Origin of the sequence: Micropruina sonneratiae, from assembly GCF_025972045.1 — a bacterium.
Lineage (GTDB): Bacteria > Actinomycetota > Actinomycetes > Propionibacteriales > Propionibacteriaceae > Micropruina > Micropruina sonneratiae.
The window spans coordinates 577,720-602,237 of sequence record NZ_JAPDHX010000001.1 but is presented as its reverse complement, the minus strand read 5'-3'; the positions used below and the strand labels follow the sequence as shown (position 1 = coordinate 602,237).

The following is a 24,518-nucleotide window of genomic DNA, read 5'->3' as shown; positions in this document are numbered from 1 at the left end:
GGGGTCGCCTGCCGGGGTTCCACGGGGATCCCGCCGCGGCGCCCCCCCCCCCCCCGGGGGGGGGGGGGGGGGGGGGCGCGCCCCCCCCACCCCCGCCCCACCCGATGGAGTGCAACCCATGAGCATCCTCAGAATCCTGGGACGAAGGCTGGCCTCGCTGGTGCCACTGGTGCTGGGCATCGTGCTGTTCGTCTTCGCCGTGATGCAGTTCTCGGCGACCGACCCGGCGATCGCCGTCTTCGCCGACGCGCCGGTGACCCCCGACCAGTTGGATCAGTTTCGTGAGGAGCACGGTCTGAACGACCCGTTCCTGGTCCGGTATTTCGGGTTTCTGCTGCTCATCGCGCAGGGGCAACTCGGCCGAAGCCTGGCGACGGGCGAGCAGGTCACGTCGATGATCTCTACCGCCCTGCCGTTGACCGTCCAGCTCACCCTGCTGGGTCTGGCCATCGCCGTCGTGGTCGCCCTCGTGCTCGGCATCATCTCGGCGATCTTCCGTGACCGCTGGCCCGACCAGGTGATCCGCTTCGTCAGCCTGCTCGGCGTGGCGGCCCCGTCATTCTGGGTGGCGCTCCTACTCATCCAGTGGTTCGCGATCGATCGGGCGATCTTCCCGACCGGCGGGTACATCAACCCGTCCGACTCCGTCACCGGTTGGCTGCGGACGATGGCACTGCCCGCCTTCTCTCTAGGCTTCCCGGTGGCGGCGCAACTGACCCGGATCATCCGGACCTCGATGGTCGAGGAACTCGACCGGGACTACGTCAGAACCGCCCGGGGTGGTGGACTGCCGCCCTGGGTGGTGGTGGGCCGCAACGTGCTCCGCAACGCGCTGATCAACCCGCTCAACGTGCTGGGGCTGCGGGTCGGTTACCTGCTGGGCGGCGCGGTCGTCATCGAGCAGATGTTCAACCTGCCCGGAATGGGCCGGCTGATGATCGAAGGCGTCAAGAACAACGAGCCTGCCATCGTGCAGGGCGCGGTGCTGACCATCGCCCTCGGCTTCGTGGTCGTCAACCTGCTCGTCGACGTGCTCTCCCTGTTGGTCAATCCCAAGCTGAGGAGCCAGAAGGCATGAGAAGGAAGCTCACCGAAAAGCTAGCCCGCCCCGGCATCCGGTTCCGTGCGCTCACCGTGTCCGGTTGGGTCGCCGTGTCGATCATCGCCGTGGTCGCACTGTTCGCCATCTTCGGGCCCCTGCTGATCGGGATCGACCCGAACCTGCAGACCGTCACGCCGGACAAGTCGCCCTCGTGGGCGCACCCCTTCGGGCTTGACTCCCAGGGCCGCGACATCCTGGCCCGGCTGGCCGTGGGCGCCCGCTGGTCCCTGGCCATCGGCCTGGGAGCCACCGGCATCGCCCTGGTGGCGGGCACCGTCCTGGGTGCGATCGCCGCCACCAGCAGACGGGCCATCGATGAAGTGATCATGCGGATCCTCGACGTGGTGATGGCCTTCCCGGGCATCGCTCTCGCCGCCGTCCTGGTCGCGGTCTTCGGGCGCTCGCTGCCCGTGCTCATCATCGCCATCGGGTTCCTCTACATACCGCCGGTCACCCGCATCGTCCGCGCCAACGTCATCGAGCAGTACGGCGAGGACTACGTGGCGGCCGAACGGATCATCGGCGCTCGTACCCCCTACATCGTGGCCAGACACGTCGCCATCAACTGCGCAGCACCTGTGCTGGTGTTCTGCACCGTGCTGGTGGCCGACGCCATCGTGTTCGAGGCGTCGCTGTCGTTCATCGGGGCCGGCGTCCAGCAGCCGTACGCCTCCTGGGGCAGCGTCATCGCCGAAGGCAAGGACCTGTTGATGCTGGGCGGCTGGTGGGCCACCACCTTCCCCGGTCTCCTGATCTTCGTGACCGTCGTCGCGCTCAACGTGCTCTCCGAGAGCTTCTCCGACACCCTGGCGGCGCCTTCGGCACGCACGACCGCACCGGACCCCGCCGCCATCACCAGTGCCGCGGCGAGCGCCGGCACCCTGGACCAGCCGATCATCGAGCTGCCCGGGCTCGCCGCGAGCGGGTCGCGTCTCGCGGCCAACCGCAGGCAGCCGTCCACCCAACCACCGGTGCTGTCGGTCAACGAGCTGAGAATCTGGTTCCCGGGACGCCACAACGGCGTCGACATCGTCAACGGCATCTCGTTCGACGTGCACCCCGGCGAGGTGCTCGGGCTCATCGGCGAATCGGGGTGCGGCAAGTCCCTCACCACCCTCGCCATTATGGGGTTGGAACCTCGCACGGCCGAGGTCACGGGTGAAGTCCAGTTCGCCGGCCGCGACCTGCTGACCCTGTCGAGCAGAGAACGGCGACGCATCATGGGCAGGCAGATCGCCATGATCTATCAGGACGCCCTGTCGTCGCTGAACCCAGCCATGACGATCAAGCAACAACTCGGCCAGTTCTGCCGGCGCGGCGGCACCCGCACCCCCGAGGAACTGCTCGAACTCGTCAACCTCGATCCGGACCGCACTCTCAAGGCGTACCCCCACGAGCTCTCCGGCGGCCAACGGCAGCGGGTGCTGATCGCGATGGCGCTCTCCCGCGACCCGCAACTCGTGATCGCCGACGAACCCACCACAGCCCTCGACGTCACCGTCCAGGCCCAGGTGATGGAACTGCTGCTGAACCTGCAGGAGAAGCTCGGCTTCGCCCTGATCCTGGTGTCGCACGACTTGGCGCTGGTGGCTGACATCGCCGACCGGGTCGTCGTCCTCTACGGCGGGCAGGTCGCCGAGTCCGGCGCCACCTTCGAGGTCGTCGGCAATGCCCAGCATCACTACACCAGAGGGTTGCTGTCGTCGGTGCTTTCGCTGGAGGCCGGCGACGCCACCCTCACCCAGATCCGCGGCGTCGTCCCCTCCCCGAAGGACTTCCCCTCCGGATGCCGGTTCAGTGACCGCTGCCCCGCAGCCACCTCGATCTGCCACTCGTCGGCTCCAGACCTGCTCCCGGTGCTCGGAGACCAGCAGGTCGCCTGTCACCATCCGCACGCGTCGTTGCTGCAGGAGGCATCCGCATGACCGCCACCCCAGTCCTCCAGGTTCGCGACGCTCACGTCCGGCACCGCATCCCCGGCAAGCGTCCGCTCACCAAGGACACCGTCTACGCGCTCACCGGTGCCGACCTGACCGTGGAAGCCGGCGAGACCGTCGGCATCGTCGGCGAGTCGGGCTGCGGCAAGTCCACCCTCGCCCAGGTGATCGTCGGCCTTCGCCGGCCCGATGACGGTTCGGTCGTGTTCCGGGGTCGTGACCTGTGGGCGATGAAGCCCGCGGAGCGCCGCAATCAGTTCGGTCGCGAGGTGGGCATGATCTTCCAGGACGCCTCCACGGCACTGAACAGGCGCCTCACCGTGCGCGCGATCCTGCGCGACCCGCTCGACATCCAGGGTGTGGGCACCGCGCGCGAGCGGCAGGCCCGGGTAAAGGAACTGCTCGACCTGGTGGGACTCCCCGGCAGTGCCGCCGACGCGTTGCCGTCGCAACTGTCGGGAGGGCAACGTCAGCGCGTGGCCATCGGTCGCGCCCTGGCCCTCGAGCCCTCGCTGTTGGTCGCCGACGAACCCACGTCGGCGCTGGACGTGTCGGTACGGGCTCAGATCCTCAACCTGCTGCTGCGCCTCAAGAAGGACCTCAACCTCTCCCTGGTCTTCATCTCCCACGACATTCAGACCGTGCGGCGGATGAGTGACCGCATCGTCACGATGTACCTCGGCCGGATCGTCGAGACCGCTCCGCGCCGGGTCATTCCGACGCTGGTCCGGCACCCCTACACCGCAGCGCTGCTGTCGGCCACGCCCAGCATCCTGCACCCGGTCGAGCCGATCGGCCTGACCGGGCCGGTGCCCTCCTCGGTGAACCCGCCGTCCGGTTGCCCCTTCCACCCGCGTTGCTGGCGTGCCCAACCCGACTGCGCCGCCACGATGCCGGCCGTCGAGACCGTCGACGCGGCCCACATATTCCGGTGCCTCCATCCGGTCGCCGGCGATGAGCAGCCGCCACCACCGCCCGAGAGCCTGCCCGACAATCCCGCCGTCACAGTGAACAGCTAGGAACCACCACCGTGTCAGTCCGTCCATTCCAGGGCGTCATTCCGCCCGTCCTCACCCCGCTCACCGACAACCGCCAGCTCGACGTCGCCTCCTTCGAACGGCTGGTCAACCGGCTGATCGACAACGGAGTTGACGGATTGTTCGTCCTCGGCTCCACCGGTGGCGTGGTCTTTGCCACCGCCCAGGAGCGCGAGCGGATTCTCGCCGAGGCCGTCCGGATCGCCGCCGGCCGGGTGCCCGTCCTGGCCGGGGTCATCGACACCCAGACCGCACCCGTCCTGCAACACATCAAGGCCGCCGAGCAGGTCGGGGTCGACGCCGTGGTCGCAACCGCCCCGTTCTACGCCATCACCGCGCGGGACACGGTGCGGCGTCACTTCGAGATCATCGGCGAACGCAGCAACGTGCCAGTGTTCGCCTACGACATTCCGGTGTGCGTGCACACCAAGCTCGACCCCGACCTGCTGGTCGACCTCGGCCTGCGTGGCGCCATCACCGGCGTCAAGGACTCATCCGGCGACGACGTGTCCTTCAGGCGCCTCGCCCTGAAGAACAGCGACGCAGGCGAACCCCTCACCCTCCTCACGGGGCATGAGTTCTGCGTCGACGGCGCCTACCTGGCCGGCGCGCACGGCAGCGTGCCCGGCCTCGGCAACGTCGACCCTGCAGGTTTCGTCGCCCTGGATCAGGCAGCCAAGGTGGGCGATTGGGAGGGGGCGCGCAGGATCCAGGACCGGCTCGCCCGACTGATGGAGATCTGCCTCGCACCTGTCTCGGCGCAGGGCTGGGGCGCGGGGGTGGGCGCCTTCCGGACCGCCCTGTGGTCCATGGGCGTGATCGACAGCAACCAGCAGCCCGAGCCGTTCGATGCTCTCGACGAACGCGACCTGCACACCATCCGGCAGATCCTGGAAGAGGTCGGTCCGCGAGCATGACCGTCATCGCCGTCGATATCGGCGGAACCAAGACCGCTGCGGCGCGCGTCGACTCCGCGGGTGGAGTCGTCGGTCTCCGCACCGCCACCACCCCCGCCCGGCACGGTCCCCAAGCCATCGTGAACACCGCCGTCGAGTTGGTGCACCAGCTCGACGACCCCTCCGTCAGCGCGGTCGCCGTCGCAGCGGCGGGTGTGATCGACTCCAAGCGGGGGGTGGTGGTCTACGCGACCGACCTGCTGCGGGACTGGGCCGGCACGCGCGTTGCCGATCAGGTGACGGCACGCGTGGGTCGCCCGACCTATGTGCTGAACGACGTGCACGCGCACGCCCTCGGCGAGGCAATCGCCACGGACGCCGAGTCGCTACTCCTGGTGGCTGCCGGTACCGGCCTGGGTGGGGGGATCGTCCACGCCGGCCGTCTGCTGACCGGCGCCCACCATTGCGCGGGCCACCTCGGCCACGCGCCTTGCCCGGAGGCCGCTGGACTGCGCTGCTCGTGCGGTGGCGAGGGTCACCTGGAATGCCTGGCGTCCGGCAGCGGCCTGGTCAGTGCGTCAGGCGGCCGTTTCCCCGACGCCAAGCACCTGGCCGCTGCGGCGACCGCTGGCGATCCGGACGCCGCCGCCTGCCTGGAGCGCTCCGGCGCCGCCCTGGGGCGTGCCATCGGCGGCTGGGTCAACCTTCTCGACCCCGACATCGTCGTGGTCACCGGCGGCCTGGCGGACTCGGGAGAGCTCTGGTGGGGGCCGTTGCTGCGGACCGCGGCACAGGAGGCACTACCGGTCGCTCGCCCCGTCCGCATCCAGTCCGCCCACCTCGGCGCCTCGGCCGCGCTGGTGGGCGCCGCCGCCTTCGCGAGAAGCCGAACGGGGAACCATGACTGACCTGCTGACTCGGCTGGCCGGCGGGGTGGTGGTGTCCTGCCAGGCCTATCCCGGCGAGCCCATGCGACACCCCGAGACGATGGCACAATTGGCCGAGGCGGCCCTGCTGGGCGGCGCGGTCGGCATCAGGGCCCAAGGCCTTGCCGACATCGAACTCATCCGACGTCGCACCTCCGCACCCCTGATCGGCCTCTGGAAGGACGGCTCCGCGCCGGTCTTCATCACCCCCACCCTCGCCCACGCCCGCGCCGTCCGCAGCGCAGGGGCGGACATCGTCGCTCTGGACGGCACCCGGCGTGCCCGCCCGGACGGCCGCACGTTGACGCAGACCCTCCGATCCCTGAAGGCCGACGGGCCCACCGTGGTGATGGCCGATTGCGGATCCGTCGACGACGCCCTCGATGCTGCCGAAGCGGGGGTCGACATCATCGGCACCACCCTCGCCGGCTACACCGGCGAACGGACCCCGACGTCCGGCCCGGACCTCGAACTGGTCGAGCAACTGACTGCCGCGGACCTGGGCGTTCCCATCGTGGCGGAAGGCCGGTACCACACCCCCGCAGACGTCGTGCGCGCCCTCCAGGCCGGCGCCCACTCGGTCGTCGTCGGCACAGCCATCACCCACCCGACGACCATTACGTCCTGGTTCGTCGCATCCACGAAGGAGAACCGAACACGATGAACGACGCCGGCAAGCGCCTCGGCAGGGCAACTGCCAGCCTTACCCGGGGCAACGTCCGACTGGAGTTCCGCAGCACCCTCGACGGCACACTGTTCGCCCTGCACGGCAGCAACGGTTGCTGCACACTGCGCCTGCGCCACAGACGGCTGCACTACGAGGTGGTGACTGACGCCCGGACCGCCCTGCTCGAGGTCGAGGACGTCACCAACGCGGCCGACGGCGCGTGGCACACAGCCACCGTCGCCGTTGACGAGGGCGGCACCAGGCTCTACGTCGACGGCTACCAGGTGTTCGCCGGTACGGTCGACGTGTTCTGCGCCGCGCTGGGCACCGACCTCAGACTCGTCCAGGGCTCCGGCACGCTCGAGGTCCGGAACCTGAGCATCGACGAGTCCGTTCCCACCGCCCAGGCCGTACTCGGCCGTGCTCACCGGCCCGTGGCGCTGGTCGAGTTCGCCGCCAACCACCTGGACGACTTCGACACAGCCCGGGTCTCCCCCCTCACCGAAGGCTCCGTACGAGTCCGCTACAGAGTGCGCGGACCGGGGCAGGAAGGAACCTTGCTGGCCGCCTCCCGCAATGGAGTCGAAAGGGTGAGACTCACCATCGACCAGCGCGGCCTGACCTGGGCTGTGCGGGTCAGTGAGTCCACCTGGCGCACGTTCGCGGCCAGGGGCGACTGGGTGGACGGTCAATGGCACGACTGCGCCGTCACCACCACCGCCGGCGCCGTCGATCTGTACGTGGACGGCTACCGGGTCGGCCATCTGCCGGGTCAGGCCTTCTTCGCCGACGCCGGCGACATCGACTCCGTCGTCATCGGCCAGGACACCGCCGGCCGACGACTGTGGGGCGAGGTGCAGCAGGGCGGCATTTACGCCACACCCCTCAACGACAGCCAGCTCAAACTGCTCGCTGGAACCGACCCGTTGACCACCACAGCCGTCTTCGATCGAGGGCTGGACGGGGCGGCCAGCTATCGGATCCCCGTTCTGATGACCCTCCCGTCGGGGGTCATGATCGCCGGCGCGGACCGGCGCACCACCAGCGCCAACGACAGCCCCAACCACATCGATTTCGTCGTCCGCCGCAGCGTGGACGGGGGTCGCACCTGGCAGCAGCCGATCACCGTCATCGCTTCGCCGGGTGAAGGCGGCGACGGCGCGTCCGTCATCGACGGCTGCATGGTGCACGACCGCGACACAAACCGGCTCACGGTCCTCATCGACCACTATCCCGGCGGGATCGGGCAGCCCAACAACCAACAAGGCGTTGGACTCACGACCGACGGCAGGTGGCTGCTCACCGACGCCGACGGCACCGAGTACCACCTCAACGACCAGGGAGTCGTGCACACGACCCAGGGTGATCCCACCCCGTTCACAGTCATGCCCGACGGCACATTGCTGCGCAACGGGGCTACCATGGGCAACATTCACGACAAGCAGGGGCTCAACCCTCCCAAAACCCCCCTGATCGCCCGCACCAGCTTCCTGCAGCAGGTGTGGAGCGACGACGAGGGCCTGACCTGGAGCGAGCCCCAGAACCTGAACCATGTGGTGAAGGCCGAATGGATGCACTTCCTCGGGACCGCCCCCGGCACGGGTATCCAACTGGCTCGCGGCGAGCACGCCGGACGACTCGTCATCCCCGTCTACTACGAAGGCGAGAACCCCAAGCGGGTGTCGGCAGCCGTGGTCTACTCCGACGATCACGGCGCCACCTGGCGTCGGGGCGCCTCGCCCAACGACGGCAGGATCCTTGACGGGACGACTCTGGACTCCCGCACCCTCACCGGGGAGGCGGCCTCTCTCCATGAATGCACCGCCGTCGAGCGGCGAGACGGCACGCTGCTGCTGATGATGCGCAACCAACACCCCGACGGACGCGTACTGGCCAGCACCAGTGAGGACGGCGGTTGTTCATGGGGGCCCGTCACCACCGTGACCGAGATCCCTGAGATCTTCTGCCAACCCAACGCCATCACCCTCGACGCCGATACCGACACCATCGCGTTCATGAACGCCGCCCAGATGCTCCCCTACCGGGGCAACGGCATTCTCCGAATCTCCTACGACGGTGGACGGAGCTGGCCAACCTCCAGGACCCTCAACCCCGGCCACCACGTCTATCAGTCGATGGCGCTCGCCCCCGACGGCGACCTCGCCGTGTTGTGGGAGAACGAGTGGCAGGGGCTCTACCTCACCCGCATCCCGTCCACCTGGTGGCTCGCAACGAGGTAGCCATCGGCGGCCACCTGCTCCAGCCGCGGCCAGGGCCTACGGTGTAACGATGAGCCGCTTCGTGGTCTGCCCGCTGACGCTGCTCGCCGTGCTCGACGGCGACCTCGACCCCACCCTGCACCACCAGTTGGTCGGGCCGGCCGGCCTGCGGTCGCAGGTGCTGGAGCTGATGCTCGAACGAGTGGTCGACGGCCGGTTGACCGACGCCCGGGCCCTGGCCCACCACGAGCGGCTGACCACGATGAAGCTGCGGCTGCTCAACGACCGGGTGAGCCGCCGCAGCGCCTGGGACCTGGCCCGGGCCAACGGTTGGCTGTCACTGCGTCACGCCGAGTACATCGCGATCACCCGGCTGCAGGCGGACGCCCTGGTCACCGTCGACGACAAGCTGGCGGCCGCCGCGTCCGGAATCGTCCGGGTCGCCCCTTTTCAGGCACTCTCCGACGCGGGACAGCGGTAGTCCGCCCGGCGACGGGCGTCGTCGGTGCCTCGTCGGCGCGCCCCGGCCTGTGCCGGATCGCGGGTGCGCCGTCAGGTGCGCGCCAGGTCCGCGAGGGCTCCGGCAAGCCCGGGATGCTTGAACTCGAAGCCGTCATCGAGCAGGCGGCGGGGCTGCACCCGTGTGCCCGACAGCAGTGCCTCGTCCACCATCTCGGAGCCGAACAGCATCCGCACCGCGAACAACGGCATGGGCAGCACGGCGGGGCGCTGCAGCGAGTGCGCGAACGCCTCGGTGAAGGCCGCATTGGTCACCGGATGCGGGGCGACCAGGTTCACCGGACCGGTGAGGGTCGCGGTCAGCAGGTGGGTCAGGGCGCGGACATGGTCGTCGAGGTGGATCCAGGACAGGAACTGCCGCCCCGAGCCGATCCGACCGCCCAGGCCGAGCTGGAACAGCAGCCGCTGCTTACCGAGAAACCCGCCGTTGCGGCTCAGCACCTGACCGGTGCGCAAGAAGGCGGTCGGTACCGGGGCGGCGTGCGCCGCCTGCTCCCAGTCGGCGACCAGCTCGGCCAGGAAGCCGGTGCCCTGGCGGGTGCGCTCGTCGACCACGGTCTCACCGGTGTCGCCGTAGAAGCCGGTCGCGGAGGCGTTGATAAACCGGCGGCAGCGGCCGTCCGGCTCGAGCGCGGCGACCAGCGTGGTGGTGGTGTTCAGCCGGGAGGACCGCAACAACTCCTTGCGGCGGTCGCTCCAGCGGGCGTCGGCGATGCCCGCCCCGCTGAGGTTCACCACGGCGTCCACGTCGGCGAGACCGGGGCCGCTGATCCGGCCGGCGTCCGGCTGCCAGCTGCGCTCATCCGGGCCGGTCGGCTCGCGGCGGACCAGCGCCAGCACCTGGTGCCCCGCACGACTCAGATGGCCGGACGCGGCCCGGCCCAGCATTCCGGACGCCCCGGCGATCGCGATTCGCATCCATCAATCCTAGTCGGCGCGGTCCGCGTGCCCGGGAGTGACCGGACGGGCGCCCGTCCAGGACGCGAAGGCGACCGCCGCGGCCACCAGCCCCGCCGCGAGTGACGGCAGCACAGCCAGGTTGAACAGGTTCGTGGTCGCATAGGCGATCAGGTACCCGACGGTGACCACCACCACCCACCTCAGCACCGCGCGACCCAGTGGCAGCAGGGCCAGCAGCGCCAGGCTCAGCCCCACGTACCAGGGGTGCAGGGCCTGGCCGAGGAACAGCACCAGCACCGACCCCCACGCGGTCACGACCAGTGGACGTTCGGGCCGGCTCAGCAGCAGGTAGCCAATCCCGATCACCGCCGCCAGCGCGAACACGGTGTTGAGCAGCCGGAACAGGTCGTGACCGGTCCAGGCGAAGGCGTCAGCGATCGCGACGGCGAGGGTCATCGTCCGAGCCCGGCCCATCTGCGACAGCCACTGCGTCCAGCCGAAGCCCAGCCCGGTCGCCAGCGACACCGCGACGAACGTGCCCAGTGCGACGACGGCGGCCAGTGCGGAGCGCCAGCCCAGCACCAGCACCCGCTGCGACCAGGGCAGCCGGACCAGTCGCGCCGCGACCGGCAGGCCGGCTGCGGCGACCACGGCCAGCCCGGCCTGCTGTTTCAGCGCCATCGCCACCCCGATCACCACCGGTGCCAGCAGCAGGGACGCCGACACCCGCGGCACGTGCTGCAGGCTCAGCCAGATCGCGAACACGACGACGCCTACCATCAGGGTGTCGTTGTGGGCGCCGCCGATCAGGTGCACGATCACGATCGGGTTCAGCACGCCGAGCCACAGAGCCCAGTCGCGGTCCGCTCCGACACGCTCGGCGATCCGGGGCAGGAACCATGCCATCAGCGCGACGCCGACCAACGCCGGCAGCCGCTGCGCCACGACCCCCCAGTACGGGTGCATGCCGGTGAGCTGTACCATCAGCCGGCTGACCTCAAGTGCCAGCGGCGGATACGCCACCCCGTTGCCCGACCAGAAGTCGTCGACGAACGGGTCGTAGGGGCCGCCCATGCTGCCCAGCACGTCGACGTATGGGTTGCCACCGTGCGCCATGATCCAGCCCAGGTCGGCGTACAGGAACGGGTCGCCGCTCATCACCGGGGGCACGATCAGCACCGGAACCGCCCACAGCAGCCACACCCACCGCACGCCGGGCCGGCCCGGCCGTGGCGCCAGCAGGAACCATCCGGCCGACAGCAGCAGGCAGCCGGTGAGCACCAGGGACGCCCCGGCGGTGCGGCTCAGCGCATGACCGAGCGCCGCGATCGGGCCGACGCCCCAGCCGTCCGGATTGAACGAGAAGCCGTTGCTGCAGGCGCCCACGCCGACCAGCACCGCACCGATGAAACCGACCCAGACGCCGGGGAGGCGCCACGGGGAAGCAGGCATGGGCAGAGCTTTCGGTCGGTCGTTCGGTGGCTCGATCCTAGCGAGACGGGCCACGCGTCCGGACACCCGCGCGGGTCCGCCCGCTCACCCCTGCAAGCGCCGATTGGGTTGGGATCCATGGCGGCAGACCCTGGTCGCCGAGGGGATCGTCCACGGACGCCTCGACGGGGCCGGCGCGCTGACCGCCCTGGCCGCGGTGCCCCCGCACGTCGCTCCCGGATCTGGCCGATGGTCGGTCTGTCGGTGCTGGCTCTGAGCCCCCTCAACGCACCGAATGCCACACCACGGTCTGGATCGCGTTCCACACCACGAAACCGATGCCGAAGCAGGTCAGCCAGCCGAACTGGCGTCTGGTCAGCGGCACCAGCGCCAACAGCGCCAACGACCAGGGGATGTACCAGGGGTGCATCGACTGGCCGAGCACGCTGACCGCCAGCGAACCCCAGCCCACCGCCGCGAGTGGCCGGTCGGCGAGGTGCAGCACGATCCAGGCCAGCGCGGCCACCATCGCCAGCGTGGACACCGCCCCGACCCCGGCCAGCCAGCTGGAGGTTTCGCCGCCCAGCTGCTGGATGACCAGCTCACCCGCCTGGGCGAGCACCGAGAAGGGGGCGGCCGTTCCCGCCCTGCCCATCAGCGACAACCACCGGGTCCAGCCGAACCCGAGCCCCGTGGGCAGTGTCACCACCACGAAGGCGCCCACCGCGACGACGGCGGCGATCGCCGAACGCCGGGCCAGCAGCGGCACCCTCGCCCCGAACGGACGACGCGCCAGTTCGGCGGCCACCGGCAGCCCGGCGCAGGCCAGCACCGCCAGCCCCGCCTGCGGCTTGATCGCCATCGCCACTCCGATCACGGCCGGGCCGGCGAGCAGACCCCACGCCCAGTGCGGGCCACGCAGCGCCAGCAGCACCCCGGCCAGGGCGAGCGCCACCATTACCGCGTCGTTGTGCGCGCCCCCCACGAAGTGGACCACCACCAGGGGGTTCGCCAGCCCCCACCACAGCGCCCGGGCCGGGTCTGACCCGAGCCGCCGGGCCAGCCGGGGCAGCGTCCAGGCGATCGCCGCGATCGCGGCCAGGGCGGGCAGCCGCATGGCGACGATGCCCCCGTAGGTGGCGAACCCGGCCAGCCGCACCACCGCGGCGTCCTGCAGCAGGGCCAGCGGCGGGTAGGCCACCCCGCTGCCGGCCCACAGCGGGTCGACGTGCGGCGCGTAGGGGCCGCCGGCACCGGTCAGGCCGATCAAATACGGGTTCTGCCCCTGGTTCACGATCCAGCCCAGGTCGGCGTACAGCACGGCGTCGGCCGACAGCACCGGCGGCACAAGCAGCATCGGCAGGCTCCACACGGCCAGGACGGCGAACAGCCGGCGATGCGGGGTCGGGCGGTCGGCGTCCGGGCGCAGCCACCACCAGGCCAGCGCCAGCAGCGTCACGCCGGCGACGATCGCGACCCGGTTCCAGGGCAGCGGCAGCGCCAGGCCGATCGCGTTCACCGTCGCCGACGGCCAGCCGTCGGGGCCGAACGCGAACTCCGGATGGCAGCTGCCCCAGCCGATCAGAAGGGTGCCGGTCGCCCCCAGCGTCGCCGCCGCGACCGGTCCGATCCGGCGGGTCAGCAACGAGACGGCGGGCACGGGCCCATGCTAGGGCCGCGAGGACGGCCGTACCCGCCCGGGCCGGGGCCGCCGGACGCGGGCGGGGCGGGATTGCCAGGGTTGGGCCTGGCACCCCGCAGCCCGGGCGAGCCCAGCGCACACCCGCCGACCACCCCCGCGCACAGGCCGGTGACCGGCAGGGGGACGCCCGAGCCCATCACGACGGCTGCGATCAGCACGACCGCGGCCACCCCTGCGACGACCACCAGCAGTCCGTCGGTGTCCCGGCTGATCGCCAGCGCGGCCAGCGCCAGCATGGCGAGCGCGAGGACGCCGTGGCCGACCTGGGCGGCGGCGAACTCGAGTTCGGCCAGCAGGCGACCGGCACCGGCGGCCCCCGCGTCGTCCGTCGTCTCGACGTCGGCCGCGAACGCCGCCAGCGACATGACCACGGCGGTCACTCCGATGGCCGCCAGCGCGCCCGCGGCGGCCGACCACTGCCCGGGTGACCACCGAGCCGGCCAGGCCCGCAGCGAGCGCCGACACCCCGGCCGCGATCAGTGCGAGGGCGACCGCGAGGCACACCAGCCAGGTGAACAACGGCTGGTTGCCGCCCGGCATGGCCGCCACGTCCGCCGCGGAAGCGGTGCCGTACGAACTGAGTCCCAGCCCGAGGGTGGCCAGGGCTCCGGCGAGCAGGATCCACGGCCCGACCGGCGCGGTGGGTGACTCGATGGCTGGAACAGCCATGCCCGGCACCGTAGTGGGGCGACCGGCCACCCGGATGCCGGGACCGGGCCGTGGCTGGCCCTAGGCTTCCCCCATGAGCGCAACGATCGGGTGCACGGCCCCGCTGTTCGACGAGGCGACGGTGGTCGTGCCCGCACCCGATGCGGGTCCCGGAAACTGGTCCGGGGCGCCCGCCGCGTTGTACGCCGACGGCGCCTACTGGCTGGCCTACCGGGTGCGGCGTCCGCTGTCGGCCGGGCGCGGGGTCGCGACGGTGGTCGCCCGTTCGCTCGACGGCATCGCGTTCAAGACGGTGGCGGAGCTGCATCGTGACGCCTTCGGGGCCGAGTCGTTCGAGCGTCCCGCGCTGGTCCGGCTGCCCGGCGGCGGGTGGCGGCTGTACGTGTCCTGCGCCACCCCCGGGTCGAAGCACTGGTGGGTCGAGGCGATCGACGCGCCGACGCCCGAGGAGCTGCCCGGCGGCCGGCGCACCGTAGTGCTGCCGGGCACGTCGGCGGTGGCGGTGAAGGACCCAGTGATCGTGACCGACGGCAGCGCCTGGCACCTGTGGCTGTGCTGCCACCCGTTGGACGTGGCGGGCGCGGAGGACCGGATGACCACCCGCTACCTGACCAGCGACGATGGCCTGCACTGGGTGGACCGCGGCGTGGCGCTGGCGCCCGGGGGCGGGGGCTGGGACGCTCGCGGTACCCGGGTCACCACCGTGCTGTCGCTGGAGCCGCTGGTGGTGCTGTACGACGGACGCGCGGACGCGGCATCCAACTGGTTCGAGCGGACGGGGCTGGCCCAGGCGGAGCGCCCCGGGGCCGTCCTGACCCCGGTCGGGGACGTCCCGATCGCCTGCTCGCCCGCCTCGGACGGCGCCCTGCGCTATGCCGCGGCCGTGACGCAGCCCGACGGCGGCACCCGGCTGTACTTCGAGGCGGCCCGCCCCGACGGCGCGCACGACCTCATGGTCGCGCCCTGGCGCGGCTGACTCGCCGCCTCCCGCGCTGTCCCCCGCTCACCAGTCGGTGACGCTCAGGCGGTGCGGCCGGCGAACGAGCCCGCGCTGGAGTCGGCGCGCCAGTCGGCGAAGGTCTGGCCGGTGACCGCCTCGAGCCGGTCGATGTCGTCGGCGAACTGCTGCACCAGCCGGGCCCGGACGCCACGGTCGAGGGTCGGCCGGGCGGCGGCCCCGCGCGCCTGCATCAGCGATGTCAGCGGCGCACTCGCCCTACGCCAGAGCTCGGGCGGGAACCACGCACCCACGGACGCCCCGGCCCTGATCACCCGCGACAGCACAGCGGTGGACGGGCCCGGCGCCACGTAGCTGCGGGCGTTCTCCCGCGGGATGCCGGGCACCAGGCCGGTCTGCAGGCCGAGGAAGCCGGCCACCCGGTCGAGCAGCCCGGCCGGGTCGTTGACGAGCTCCCGGTAGCGCACCACCAGGATGCGTTCGGCGTCCACGTGCCCGTACAGGTCCTCGAGCTGGTGGCCGTAGAAGCCCTGCCGGCGATAGTGCCAGAACGGCGCCCAGCCCCTCGCGATCCGCTTCTCCTCGAGGTCGAAGGCGGTCTCGAAGTCCGCCACCGGCTCCAGACCGTCCGACCACAGGTGCATCCAGTTCGAGTAGGCCCGTTCGACGGGGTCGCGGATCACCGCGATCAGCTTGACCTCGGGCAGTTCCTCGGCGATCCGGCGCCGGGCGTTGCGCAGGTAGAGGTAGAACGGCGTGCTCTCGATGCGCAGCTGGTCGTCCCTGGCCGGCGCGAACAGCGCGTCGTAGGCCTCGCGGCGCCAGATCCACTCCTGCTGGCTGTGGGCGTCGCCGGGTCCCTTGTAGGCCGGCGGCGGGGCGTCCGCGCACAGGTAGTACTTGGGCTCCTTGGGCGTGGTGGTGAACACCTGCGGATGGAGTGCCAACGCCGCGTGCAGCGCGCTGGTACCTGCCTTGGGTGCACCGATCAGCAGCGCGTCCGGGCGGGGGGTGCGGGCCATGCGCAAAACGGTAGGCGCCACCGAGGGCTTCTGACCATGGATCTCGGCATATAACCTACAAAATCCATCGGATTAGTTCGACTAACCTCGATATCCCCCTCACGCTCGCCTCACTACCGAGCGCTCGCCAAGGTTGGCGGCGCTCGGTAGTGAGGCGAGCGCCGGGGTTGGGGGCGGCCGGGACGCACGAATCCCCCGCCCTTGCGGACGGGGGATTCGGCTAGCGGTTGCGCGCGGGTTTCGCTCAGTGAGCGTGCCCGTTGTCGTCCTCGTCCTCCTCCGGCTTCTCGACCACCAGGGTTTCGGTGGTGAGCAGCAGAGCGGCGATCGAGGCCGCGTTGGCCAGCGCCGAGCGGGTGACCTTGACCGGGTCGATCACGCCGGCGGCCAACAGGTCGCCGTACTCTCCGGTGGCCGCGTTGTAGCCCTGACCGGGCTCCAGCTCGGCGACCTTGGAGACGATCACGTAGCCCGGCTCGCCGCCGTTCTCGGCGATCCAGCGCAGCGGCTCGACGACGGCCTTCGCGACGATCTGGACGCCGCTGGCCTCGTCACCGGTCTTGCCCAGGCCGTCGGCCAGCACCCGGGCGGCGTGGACGAGGGCGGAGCCGCCACCGGCGACGATGCCCTCCTCGATGGCCGCACGGGTCGCGGACACGGCGTCCTCGATCCGGTGCTTCTTCTCCTTGAGCTCGACCTCGGTCGCCGCCCCGACCTTGATCACGCAGACGCCGCCGGCGAGCTTGGCGACCCGCTCCTGCAGCTTCTCGCGGTCCCAGTCGGAATCGGTGCGGGCGATCTCGGCGTGCAGCTGAGTCACCCGCCCCGCGACCTCCTCGGCCGAACCGGCACCGTCGACGATGGTGGTGTTGTCCTTGGTCACGACGACGCGGCGGGCGCGGCCCAGCACGTCGAGACCGACCTGGTCGAGCTTGAGCCCGACCTCGGGAGCGACCACCTTGCCGCCGGTGAGGATGGCGATGTCCTCGAGCATGGCCTTGCGGCGATCGCCGAAGGCCGGGGCCTTGACCGCGACCGAGGTGAAGGTGCCGCGGATCTTGTTCACCACCAGGGTGGACAGAGCCTCGCCGTCGACGTCCTCGGCCACGATGAACAGGGTGCCGCCGGCGCCGATGACCTTCTCCAGCAGCGGGAGCAGGTCGTTCATCGAGGAGATCTTGCCCTGGTTGATCAGGATGTAGGGATCCTCGAGAACGGCTTCCATCCGCTCGGGGTCGGTCACGAAGTACGGCGACAGGTAGCCCTTGTCGAACTGCATGCCCTCGGTGAACTCAAGCTCGGTGCCGAAGGTCTGCGACTCGTCGACGGTGATGACGCCGTCCTTGCCGACCTTGTCGAAGGCGTCGGCGATGAGCCGGCCGATCTCCGCGTCACGGGCCGAGATCGTGGCCACGTTGGCCATGTCGTCGGTGTCGTCGACCTCGCGGGCCTGCTCACGCAGCGTGTCGCTGACGGCCTCGACGGCCGCCTCGATGCCGCGCTTCAGGCCGACCGGGTTGGCCCCGGCCGCGACCGCACGCAAGCCCTCGTGGACGAGCGCCTGGGCGAGCACGGTGGCGGTGGTGGTGCCGTCACCCGCTATGTCGTTGGTCTTGGTGGCGACCTCCTTGGCCAGCTGGGCGCCGAGGTTCTCGTAAGGATCGGTGAGCTCGACCTCCTTGGCGACGGTGACACCGTCGTTGGTGATGGTCGGAGCGCCCCACTTCTTGTCGAGCACCACATAGCGGCCCTTGGGGCCGAGGGTCACCTTCACGGTGTTGGCGAGGATGTCGACGCCGCGCTCGAGCGAGCGCCGCGCCTCCTCGTCGAACTGAAGGATCTTGGGCATTGTCTGGGAGTTCCTTACTTGGAGACGATGGCGAGGATGTCGCGGGCGTTCAGCAGCAGGTACTCGCTGCCCTCGTACTTGACCTCGGTGCCGCCGTACTTGGAGAAGATCACGACGTCGCCCTCGGCGACGTCGAGCGGGACGCGGTTGCCGTTGTCGTCGATGCGACCCGGGCCGGTCGCAACGACCTTGCCCTCCTGCGGCTTCTCCTTGGCGGTGTCCGGGATGACCAGGCCAGAGGCGGTGGTCTGCTCGGCCTCCAGGGGCTGGACGAGGATCCGGTCCTCGAGCGGCTTGATCGTGACTGCCACGTCAAAACCCTTTCTTGTGCTGGGCACACGGCCCGTTGCTGTCGATGTGGGAGCCGGGGCGTCGTCGCGGGTGCCGCCGTCGGCCGTTCGCACTCTCACACCGAGAGTGCTAATGCGAATCTATCGCGGGCTTAGCACTCGTTCAACCCGAGTGCCAGATCTGGCCGGACGATCGGCTGCTCAGGCGGCGGAGGCCCTGGACTCGACCTCCGTCACACCGCGCTCGATCGCGTCGGCGGCCACGAGCAGCGCGCCGCGGCCCTCCTCGACCCGTCGCGCCGTGGCCGCCGCCGCGAGGGCTGCCAGGGCCTCGCGCCGCCAGCCGTCGTGGCGCCGCAGGAAGCCGGCCAGCCGCAGGCTCAGGGGCAGGATCTCGTACGAGGCCACCCGGGGCAGGTGGGCGCGGGTGCTGGTGGCCCGGACCTGACCCAGCGCATCGCGCAGGGCGGCCGCGGCGTCCGCCTGGCCGAGTGACGCGGCCACCAGGTGGAAGGCGTCGCTGATCCCGGCGGGCAGGTCGTGCACGACGTCCCACAGCTCGTCGGCGGATCCATCGTTGGCGGGGAAGTATTTGTTACTCATACCAAAAGTGTAGGAGACGGGGCCTCGGCGACACCCCGGCCCCGGCTGTCGAACAGCTTTGTTCATTCATTGTTCACACTGCCGCGGCCGCACCCACCGATCGAGGTTCGAGGCGCCGGGGGCCGTCCTCCCGCCCCCCGGCCGCTCAGTACTCCTTGACCAGCGTGGCCACCCCGCCGAACGGGGGCAGCGTCACGGAGAAGCCGCCCAGCGCGTCCACCTCGGCGATCCGCCGCCGCGTCGTCAGGTCGAACACCCGGCCGGCCGGGATCTCGTCGGACTGCACATGGCCGGTGATCCGCTCGGGGCCGAAGTTCAGCACCGTCACCTGGGTGGCGCCGATGAACAGCCGGTTGACCAGGATCAGCATCTCCTTGTGCGGCACCTCCGGCACATCCTCGAGGGTGCCGGTGGACAGCCCGTGTGCCTTGCGCACCTTGAGGATGGCTGCCAGCCGGGACGCGAACGACTTCGGGTCGGCCAGCTGCTGCGGCAACGGCCCGTACAGGGAACGGGCGGGCGGCATGCCAGCTCGGGCCCCCTCGGTGACCCTGCCCATCAGGTCGTAGGCGCCGCGCTCGATCCAGCGGGTGTCGCCGGTGCTGATCAGGGCCGCCACCTCGTCGCGCGGCAGCGGCAGGGCACCGACCAGATCCCAGCCCGACAGCGCGAACACGCCGGGCTGCCAGGCGTTGTACATGCACAACAGCAGGTGCGCGGCCTTGATCTGCTCGACGTCGGCGGGGGTGATGGCGTCGAGGTCGGTGATGCCGAGGCTCGCGGTGATCACCGAGGCTGTGGTCGAGGCGATGCCGTTCTGGGTGAACAGCGCGTTGTACGGCCCCGCCTCGCCGGTCAGCCTGAGCCGGAGCACCTCACGGATGTGCTCGGCCAGCTCGGCACCGGTGTAGACGGTGCCGTCGAGGGTGTAGTGCTCGGTGGCGTGCCGGGCGGCGAAATGGACCAGTTCGTAGGTGAGCTCGTCGTGGTTCTGCAGGGCGTGCACCAGCGAAGCCTGGTCGACCCCGGCGATCATGGCCTCGCGCAGGGTGAGCCGCAGGAACTCGGTGTCGCCGGTCGCCAGCGCGTACTGGTAGGCCGGCCTGGTGATGAAGTCGTAGGACAGGTCCGGCCCCACCTTCGACGTCTCGGCGATGTCGTCCACCGACAGGTTCAGTTCCTGGAAGGTGAAACCGCCGACCTTGCGCACCATCGACCCGATCAACTGGTTGGACGCCTGCGAGAGCGGGTGCCCCTCGGACCAGGCCGGCTGCCCGGCCACGTTGCGTTCGACGCCGAGGAAGCCGTTGGCGTCCAGTCGCAGACCACCCGAACCGAGGTCGAGCAGCGAGTGCAGCGCATCGCCCATCACCAGCCGCATGCCGGCGAACGTCGGGTCGAGCCAGTTGATGGAGGGCTGGCCGCCCTTGAAGTAGTGCAGGTAGACCCAGCGGCGCTTCTTGCCGGTGTAGTCGTGGACCTCGGGGGTGGCCGACCAGTTGGTCTCCTTCACCCCCGGCTCGTAGAAGATGACCCGCTGCAACTCGCCGATGATGTAGCCGGCTTCGGCCAGCGCACGTTCGTGCGACGGGTCGAGGTTGACCGAGTCGCGGCCCTTGGGCACCTCGGGCAGCAGGTGCCAGGCGTCCTCGGGGATGTCGACCATGTGGTAGATGCCCGGGTAGTCCTTCCAGTTCAGCTCCGCCAGCCGGAAGTCGGCGCCCTTGCCGGTGTGCCCGGGGACGATGTCGTCGATGATCGTGCCGCCGTGCTGGGCCGCCAGCTCGCACATCGCGCGGTACTCGTCCTCGGTGCCGAACAGCGGGTCGATGGCCATGCTGATCCGGTCGAAGTGGCCGTCGACGCTGGGGGTGTGCTTCCAGCCCGCGATGCCGCCGGCGAGCTTCACCGGACCGGTGTGGACGCCCTCGATGCCGATCGTCTGGAACGCCTGCCACAGATCCTCCTCGCCCAGGGCGCCGAGGAAGCTCTGGTCGTGGGCCGTGACCAGCGACAGCGGATAGGCGGTGAACCACACCGACGTCCGGTCGACGGCGGCGCGCGGGTCGGGCGAGGCGTAGGGGTTGCTCCACATGGTGTGCAGGCCGGCGAGCTGGCGGGCCAGGGTGATCGAGTCCCCCAGCATCGACTGGTTGACGAGCCACTCCACGTAGGCCTTGTTGCGGCCGTCGGGCTCGAACGGCGGCGGCCCCATCGCCTTCAGCATGTCCCGGCGTCGCCGGGTCGCCGGCCGCAGCTTCGCCGGCCGGGCCGGGTAGAACTGGGCGTCGAAGGTCAGCTCGGGCAGCACGTCGTCGTGGTCGAGTTCTACGGCGTCCTCTGGTTCGGCTGTCATGGGCGCCAATGTAGTGCCGGGGGTGCGGAGGTCGTCAGCGCAGGGCCGTGAGCAGGGTGAGGTCGTCGGTCGGCAGTTGGTCGACGGTGGCGCCGACCACGATCGAATCCAGCTGCAACGAGCCGGTCAGGGTGCTGAGGAAGGCGGTGTCGGCGGCGTCCCGGCCGGTCGCGATCCGCAGCAGGCTGGGCCGCGGAGCCAGCGTGGTCGCGTCCACCACCCACCACGCGCCGTCGACGTAGGCCTCCGCGACGGCGTGGAAGTCCATCGGGTCGAGCCCCGGCGCGTAGACGGCGGCCAGCCTGGCCGGGACGCCCAGTCCGCGCAACAGGGCGATCACCAGGTGGGCGTAGTCGCGGCAGACGCCCTGCCGGGACAGGTAGGTGTCGACCGCGCCGTCGATCGGCTTCGACGACCCCGACACGTACGACAGCTGCGAGCCGACCCAACTCGAGACCGAGTCGAGCAACTCCTTGCCGGTGAGGCCGGCGAACTCGGCCTGGGCGACCGGCATCAGCTTGTCGGAGTCGCAGTAGCGGCTCGGCCGGGTGTAGACGATGCGGTCGACGTCGGTCGGCGGCTCGATGTCGGCGATGCCGTCGACGGTGGCGACGTAGTCGACGGCGAAGGCGCCCGGCAGCAGCCCGCTGAACAGGTGCAGCCGCCCGCCGTGCGGTGCCGCGATCTCGGTGCCCTGCACGGACACCCCGTCGACGGTGACGCCCAGGGTCTCGGTGCGGGCCGGGCCGTCGGCGACGGCGATCGCCAACACGACATCGGTCGGGGCGGTCAGGGTGCCGGTGATCTGGGCGGTGACGGAGCGCTGCATGACTCCATGCTGTCAGGGCCGCACCCCTCGGCGGCAGTGGGGCCCGACCAATGGAACACGGCTGGAACAAGGCGCAGAATGTGACCATGACTCTCGTTCAGGTGGCCCAGCGCGCCGCAGACCTCGACCGCGCGGCCGCCTTCTACAGCCTGCTCCTGGGTCAGGAACCGACCGCGCGCTTCGACCCGCCGGGGCTGTTGTTCTTCGGCCTGGACGGCGTCCGGCTCCTGCTAGAGGCCGGCGCCCCACCGGCCACGATCTACCTGCGGGTGACCGACCTCGACGCCGAACTGACCAGGCTGCAGACGGCCGGCATCGAGGTGCACACGCCACCACACGTCATCTTCAGTCACGCCGACGACACCCTCGGCCCGGCCGGCACCGACGAGTGGCATGCGTTCGTCCGTGATCCCGACGGCAACCTGGTGGGACTGGTGGAATGGCGATAAGCGGACGCTTCACCCGCCTGATCCCGAGGGTGTTCTACGCCGACGTGGCGGTCGGCCGGGTCGTGTTCCGGGACTGGGGTTGAGCCGCCCGGCGTCGGGCTCGATAGACTCCTGTGGACCCTAGGAGATGGATGGACTGGACCGCGCACGTCATCTGGTGGCACTGCTACCCGTTGGGCTTCGTCAACGCCGAGGACAGCGCCGTCCGCGAGGTGCGGCACCGGCTCGGCCAACTCACCAACTGGCTCGACTACCTGCTCGCGCTGGGCTGCAACGGCATGTTGATGAACCCCGTCTTCGCCTCCGCCAGCCATGGCTACGACACCCTCGACCACTACCGGATCGATCCGCGGCTCGGCGACGACGGCGACTTCGACGAACTCATGTGGAAGGCCAAGGAGCGCGGCATCCGCGTCCTGCTGGACGGTGTGTTCAACCATCTCGGCCGCGAGCATCCGAGGGTGCAGGCGGCGCTGGCCGCCGGCGAGGGCACCCCCGAGGGTGACTGGCTGCGCTGGGTCGACGGCTACCCGCGGGTGTTCGAGGGCCACGAACCGCTGGTCGAGCTGAACTTCGCCAACCCGGCGGTGCAGGACTTCGTCGTCGACATCATGTGCCACTGGCTGGGCCGGGGCGTCGACGGCTGGCGACTGGACGCCGCCTACGCGCCGGGCGCGGCGGCCTGGCGTCCGATCGTCGAGCGGGTGAAGGCCGCCTACCCGGACTGCTGGCTGCTCGGCGAGGTGATCCACGGTGACAAGGACGAGTTCGTGGCCGAGTCCGGCCTCGATTCGGTCACCCAGTACGAGCTGTGGCACGCCATCTGGCAGTCGATGAACGACGTCAACCTGTGGAGCCTGGACTGGACGCTGCAGCGACACCGCGGCTACTGCGAGCACTTCCGGCCACAGATCTTCATCTCCAACCACGACGTCACTCGGATCAGCTCGAAACTGACCGACCGGCGCCACATCGAGCACGCCGCGGTACTGCTGACCATGCTGCCCGGGGTGCCGTCGATCTACGCCGGTGACGAGCAGCGGTTCACCGGGGTGAAGCTCGACCAGTACGGCGGCGACGACGCCGTCCGGCCACCGTTCCCGCAGACCCCGGACGGCCTGCTGCCGTTCGGCGCCGACACCTTCGAGCTGTACCAGCGGCTGATCGCCCTGCGCCGCCGGTTCTCCTGGCTGGTGGACGGCGTGGTGACCACCCGCGACCTCGCCAACGAGTCCGCGGTGGTGATGGTCGCCGGACCCGAGCAGGTGATCGAGCTGGGGTTGAACATCTCCGACGAGCCTCGTCCGCTGCCCGCCGGCGAGGTGCTGCTCACCGGCGGGCAACCCGGGTCGGAACTGCCCCCGCACGGCTGGGCGATCGCCGTCCGGGACCGCACCGAGCACGACGTCGCGTACATCCCGCGCGAGGCGTCGTGACGACGGACGGCGCCGTGGCGGGGGGCAGCGTGCTGTCGGTGAACCTGGGCCGGTCCGCCGTCGACCGGGGCAAGCCGGCCAACACCACCGGCATCGACAAGCGGCCCGTCGACGCTGCGGCGGTGGCGGCGCCGGGGCCGCGCGACGTGACCCGCGGCCTCGGGCCTGGCTCGCGCAGCGGGCTGGCCGGCGACTACATCGGTGACGGCCGGCATCACGGCGGCGACGTGCAGGCGGTCTACGCCTGCGCCCGCGAAGACCTGGACGCCCTGGGGGCCGAGGTGGGCCGCGACTTCGCGTCGGGCGCGTTCGGCGAGAACCTGACGACCCTCGGCGTGGACGTGACCGGCGCGCTGATCGGTGAGCGGTGGCGGATCGGTTCGGGTCCGGACGCCGTCGTGCTGCAGGTCACCTGCCCGCGGATTCCGTGCAACACCTTCCGCGCCTGGATCGCCGAGCGCGGCTGGTTGAAGACGTTCACCCGGGCGGCCCGGCCCGGCGCGTACCTGTCGGTGGTGACACCCGGCGTGGTGCGGCGCCACGATCCGGTCGAGGTGGTGTTCCGGCCCGACCACGAGGTGAGCATCGGGCTGCTGTTCCGGTCGCAGACCCTGCAACGCGAACTCGCGCCCCGGGTGCTGGCCGCCGAGGCGTACCTGGACGCCGAGTCGCTCGACTACGCGCGGCGGGGCGAGACCTTCGCCATCGGCTGAGTCCGTCC

General features: G+C 70.6%; 22 protein-coding genes. 12 read left to right on the top strand and 10 right to left on the bottom strand.

Going from position 1 to position 24,518, the window contains the following annotated elements:
• The first annotated feature begins 118 nt into the window (after positions 1–118).
• From OIE40_RS02945 to OIE40_RS02910, 8 genes are read left to right on the top strand one after another with little or no spacing between them, the layout of a single operon-like run.
• Positions 119–1,078 carry an ABC transporter permease gene (locus OIE40_RS02945; protein ID WP_264699921.1) on the top strand — a complete coding sequence of 320 codons (960 nt, stop codon included), beginning with the start codon at positions 119–121 and terminating at the stop codon, positions 1,076–1,078.
• Positions 1,075–3,027: a dipeptide/oligopeptide/nickel ABC transporter permease/ATP-binding protein gene (locus OIE40_RS02940; RefSeq protein ID WP_264699919.1), complete on the top strand. Its 1,953-nt coding sequence runs from the start codon at positions 1,075–1,077 to the stop codon at positions 3,025–3,027. The genes OIE40_RS02945 and OIE40_RS02940 overlap by 4 nt, the downstream gene beginning before the upstream one ends.
• A complete protein-coding gene (locus tag OIE40_RS02935; protein ID WP_264699918.1) occupies positions 3,024–4,058 on the top strand; it encodes an oligopeptide/dipeptide ABC transporter ATP-binding protein in 1,035 nt (344 codons plus the stop codon). The genes OIE40_RS02940 and OIE40_RS02935 overlap by 4 nt, the downstream gene beginning before the upstream one ends.
• An 11-nt stretch (positions 4,059–4,069) precedes the next feature.
• On the top strand, positions 4,070–4,993 hold the full coding sequence (locus OIE40_RS02930; RefSeq protein ID WP_264699916.1) for a dihydrodipicolinate synthase family protein: 924 nt from the start codon (positions 4,070–4,072) through the stop codon (positions 4,991–4,993).
• Complete coding sequence (locus tag OIE40_RS02925) at positions 4,990–5,880, top strand: ROK family protein (RefSeq protein WP_264699914.1); 891 nt, start codon at positions 4,990–4,992, stop codon at positions 5,878–5,880. Before OIE40_RS02930 ends, OIE40_RS02925 begins: the two co-directional genes overlap by 4 nt.
• Positions 5,873–6,562, top strand: coding sequence for an N-acetylmannosamine-6-phosphate 2-epimerase (locus tag OIE40_RS02920; RefSeq protein ID WP_264699912.1), 690 nt, complete (start codon positions 5,873–5,875; stop codon positions 6,560–6,562). Before OIE40_RS02925 ends, OIE40_RS02920 begins: the two co-directional genes overlap by 8 nt.
• Positions 6,559–8,805: a sialidase family protein gene (locus OIE40_RS02915; protein ID WP_264699911.1), complete on the top strand. Its 2,247-nt coding sequence runs from the start codon at positions 6,559–6,561 to the stop codon at positions 8,803–8,805. The genes OIE40_RS02920 and OIE40_RS02915 overlap by 4 nt, the downstream gene beginning before the upstream one ends.
• 49 nt (positions 8,806–8,854) lie before the next feature.
• Positions 8,855–9,265, top strand: coding sequence for a PIN domain-containing protein (locus tag OIE40_RS02910; protein WP_264699909.1), 411 nt, complete (start codon positions 8,855–8,857; stop codon positions 9,263–9,265).
• Between the two features lie 71 nt (positions 9,266–9,336).
• Here OIE40_RS02910 and OIE40_RS02905 read toward each other — a convergent pair whose 3' ends face one another.
• The 4 genes from OIE40_RS02905 to OIE40_RS02890 all read right to left on the bottom strand — a co-directional run bounded on the left by OIE40_RS02905 (position 9,337) and on the right by OIE40_RS02890 (position 13,716).
• Entirely contained in the window at positions 9,337–10,221 is an 885-nt protein-coding gene (locus OIE40_RS02905; protein WP_264699907.1) for a TIGR01777 family oxidoreductase, read from the bottom strand.
• Positions 10,222–10,230: 9 nt separating this feature from the next.
• Positions 10,231–11,655 (bottom strand): polyprenol phosphomannose-dependent alpha 1,6 mannosyltransferase MptB, encoded by a 1,425-nt coding sequence (gene mptB / locus OIE40_RS02900; RefSeq protein WP_264699904.1) that lies wholly within the window; start codon positions 11,653–11,655, stop codon positions 10,231–10,233.
• A gap of 262 nt (positions 11,656–11,917) precedes the next feature.
• Positions 11,918–13,294, bottom strand: coding sequence for a polyprenol phosphomannose-dependent alpha 1,6 mannosyltransferase MptB (gene mptB, locus OIE40_RS02895; protein WP_264699902.1), 1,377 nt, complete (start codon positions 13,292–13,294; stop codon positions 11,918–11,920).
• A complete protein-coding gene (locus tag OIE40_RS02890) occupies positions 13,273–13,716 on the bottom strand; it encodes a hypothetical protein (protein WP_264699901.1) in 444 nt (147 codons plus the stop codon). The genes mptB (OIE40_RS02895) and OIE40_RS02890 overlap by 22 nt, the downstream gene beginning before the upstream one ends.
• 362 nt (positions 13,717–14,078) lie before the next feature.
• Here OIE40_RS02890 and OIE40_RS02885 point away from each other — a divergent pair, with 362 nt between their 5' ends.
• Positions 14,079–14,981: a hypothetical protein gene (locus OIE40_RS02885; RefSeq protein ID WP_264699899.1), complete on the top strand. Its 903-nt coding sequence runs from the start codon at positions 14,079–14,081 to the stop codon at positions 14,979–14,981.
• Between the two features lie 44 nt (positions 14,982–15,025).
• Here OIE40_RS02885 and OIE40_RS02880 read toward each other — a convergent pair whose 3' ends face one another.
• From OIE40_RS02880 to OIE40_RS02855, 6 genes are all read right to left on the bottom strand, one after another.
• Complete coding sequence (locus OIE40_RS02880) at positions 15,026–15,985, bottom strand: sulfotransferase family protein (protein ID WP_264699897.1); 960 nt, start codon at positions 15,983–15,985, stop codon at positions 15,026–15,028.
• A 244-nt stretch (positions 15,986–16,229) separates the two neighbouring features.
• Positions 16,230–17,834, bottom strand: a complete 1,605-nt coding sequence (groL, locus tag OIE40_RS02875; RefSeq protein ID WP_264699895.1) for a chaperonin GroEL — start codon at positions 17,832–17,834, stop codon at positions 16,230–16,232.
• Positions 17,835–17,848: 14 nt separating this feature from the next.
• Positions 17,849–18,145: a co-chaperone GroES gene (groES, locus tag OIE40_RS02870; protein WP_264699893.1), complete on the bottom strand. Its 297-nt coding sequence runs from the start codon at positions 18,143–18,145 to the stop codon at positions 17,849–17,851.
• Between the two features lie 180 nt (positions 18,146–18,325).
• The gene (locus tag OIE40_RS02865; RefSeq protein WP_264699892.1) at positions 18,326–18,727 is read right to left on the bottom strand and encodes a hypothetical protein; all 402 of its coding nucleotides are present in this window, start codon (positions 18,725–18,727) and stop codon (positions 18,326–18,328) included.
• Positions 18,728–18,872: 145 nt separating this feature from the next.
• Entirely contained in the window at positions 18,873–21,083 is a 2,211-nt protein-coding gene (gene treS, locus OIE40_RS02860) for a maltose alpha-D-glucosyltransferase (protein WP_264699891.1), read from the bottom strand.
• Positions 21,084–21,117: 34 nt separating this feature from the next.
• Positions 21,118–21,912, bottom strand: a complete 795-nt coding sequence (locus tag OIE40_RS02855; protein WP_264699889.1) for a transglutaminase-like domain-containing protein — start codon at positions 21,910–21,912, stop codon at positions 21,118–21,120.
• An 86-nt stretch (positions 21,913–21,998) separates the two neighbouring features.
• Between OIE40_RS02855 and OIE40_RS02850 the strand changes: the two genes are divergently transcribed.
• The 3 genes from OIE40_RS02850 to OIE40_RS02840 all read left to right on the top strand — a co-directional run bounded on the left by OIE40_RS02850 (position 21,999) and on the right by OIE40_RS02840 (position 24,510).
• Complete coding sequence (locus OIE40_RS02850; RefSeq protein ID WP_264699888.1) at positions 21,999–22,361, top strand: VOC family protein; 363 nt, start codon at positions 21,999–22,001, stop codon at positions 22,359–22,361.
• Between the two features lie 131 nt (positions 22,362–22,492).
• Positions 22,493–23,797: an alpha-amylase family glycosyl hydrolase gene (locus tag OIE40_RS02845; protein ID WP_264699887.1), complete on the top strand. Its 1,305-nt coding sequence runs from the start codon at positions 22,493–22,495 to the stop codon at positions 23,795–23,797.
• On the top strand, positions 23,794–24,510 hold the full coding sequence (locus OIE40_RS02840; protein ID WP_264699885.1) for an MOSC domain-containing protein: 717 nt from the start codon (positions 23,794–23,796) through the stop codon (positions 24,508–24,510). Before OIE40_RS02845 ends, OIE40_RS02840 begins: the two co-directional genes overlap by 4 nt.
• The last annotated feature ends 8 nt before the right edge of the window (positions 24,511–24,518 follow it).

What these genes read in the sequence shown, in the direction of transcription:
- OIE40_RS02945 (WP_264699921.1), top strand. Translation starts at nt 119, where the DNA reads ATGAGCATCCTCAGAATCCTGGGACGAAGGCTGGCCTCGCTGGTGCCA.
- OIE40_RS02940 (WP_264699919.1), top strand. Translation starts at nt 1,075, where the DNA reads ATGAGAAGGAAGCTCACCGAAAAGCTAGCCCGCCCCGGCATCCGGTTC.
- OIE40_RS02935 (WP_264699918.1), top strand. Translation starts at nt 3,024, where the DNA reads ATGACCGCCACCCCAGTCCTCCAGGTTCGCGACGCTCACGTCCGGCAC.
- OIE40_RS02925 (WP_264699914.1), top strand. Translation starts at nt 4,990, where the DNA reads ATGACCGTCATCGCCGTCGATATCGGCGGAACCAAGACCGCTGCGGCG.
- OIE40_RS02920 (WP_264699912.1), top strand. Translation starts at nt 5,873, where the DNA reads ATGACTGACCTGCTGACTCGGCTGGCCGGCGGGGTGGTGGTGTCCTGC.
- OIE40_RS02915 (WP_264699911.1), top strand. Translation starts at nt 6,559, where the DNA reads ATGAACGACGCCGGCAAGCGCCTCGGCAGGGCAACTGCCAGCCTTACC.
- OIE40_RS02910 (WP_264699909.1), top strand. Translation starts at nt 8,855, where the DNA reads ATGAGCCGCTTCGTGGTCTGCCCGCTGACGCTGCTCGCCGTGCTCGAC.
- OIE40_RS02905 (WP_264699907.1), bottom strand. Translation starts at nt 10,221, where the DNA reads ATGCGAATCGCGATCGCCGGGGCGTCCGGAATGCTGGGCCGGGCCGCG.
- mptB (WP_264699904.1), bottom strand. Translation starts at nt 11,655, where the DNA reads ATGCCTGCTTCCCCGTGGCGCCTCCCCGGCGTCTGGGTCGGTTTCATC.
- OIE40_RS02885 (WP_264699899.1), top strand. Translation starts at nt 14,079, where the DNA reads ATGAGCGCAACGATCGGGTGCACGGCCCCGCTGTTCGACGAGGCGACG.
- OIE40_RS02880 (WP_264699897.1), bottom strand. Translation starts at nt 15,985, where the DNA reads ATGGCCCGCACCCCCCGCCCGGACGCGCTGCTGATCGGTGCACCCAAG.
- groL (WP_264699895.1), bottom strand. Translation starts at nt 17,834, where the DNA reads ATGCCCAAGATCCTTCAGTTCGACGAGGAGGCGCGGCGCTCGCTCGAG.
- OIE40_RS02865 (WP_264699892.1), bottom strand. Translation starts at nt 18,727, where the DNA reads ATGAGTAACAAATACTTCCCCGCCAACGATGGATCCGCCGACGAGCTG.
- treS (WP_264699891.1), bottom strand. Translation starts at nt 21,083, where the DNA reads ATGACAGCCGAACCAGAGGACGCCGTAGAACTCGACCACGACGACGTG.
- OIE40_RS02855 (WP_264699889.1), bottom strand. Translation starts at nt 21,912, where the DNA reads ATGCAGCGCTCCGTCACCGCCCAGATCACCGGCACCCTGACCGCCCCG.
- OIE40_RS02850 (WP_264699888.1), top strand. Translation starts at nt 21,999, where the DNA reads ATGACTCTCGTTCAGGTGGCCCAGCGCGCCGCAGACCTCGACCGCGCG.
- OIE40_RS02845 (WP_264699887.1), top strand. Translation starts at nt 22,493, where the DNA reads ATGGACTGGACCGCGCACGTCATCTGGTGGCACTGCTACCCGTTGGGC.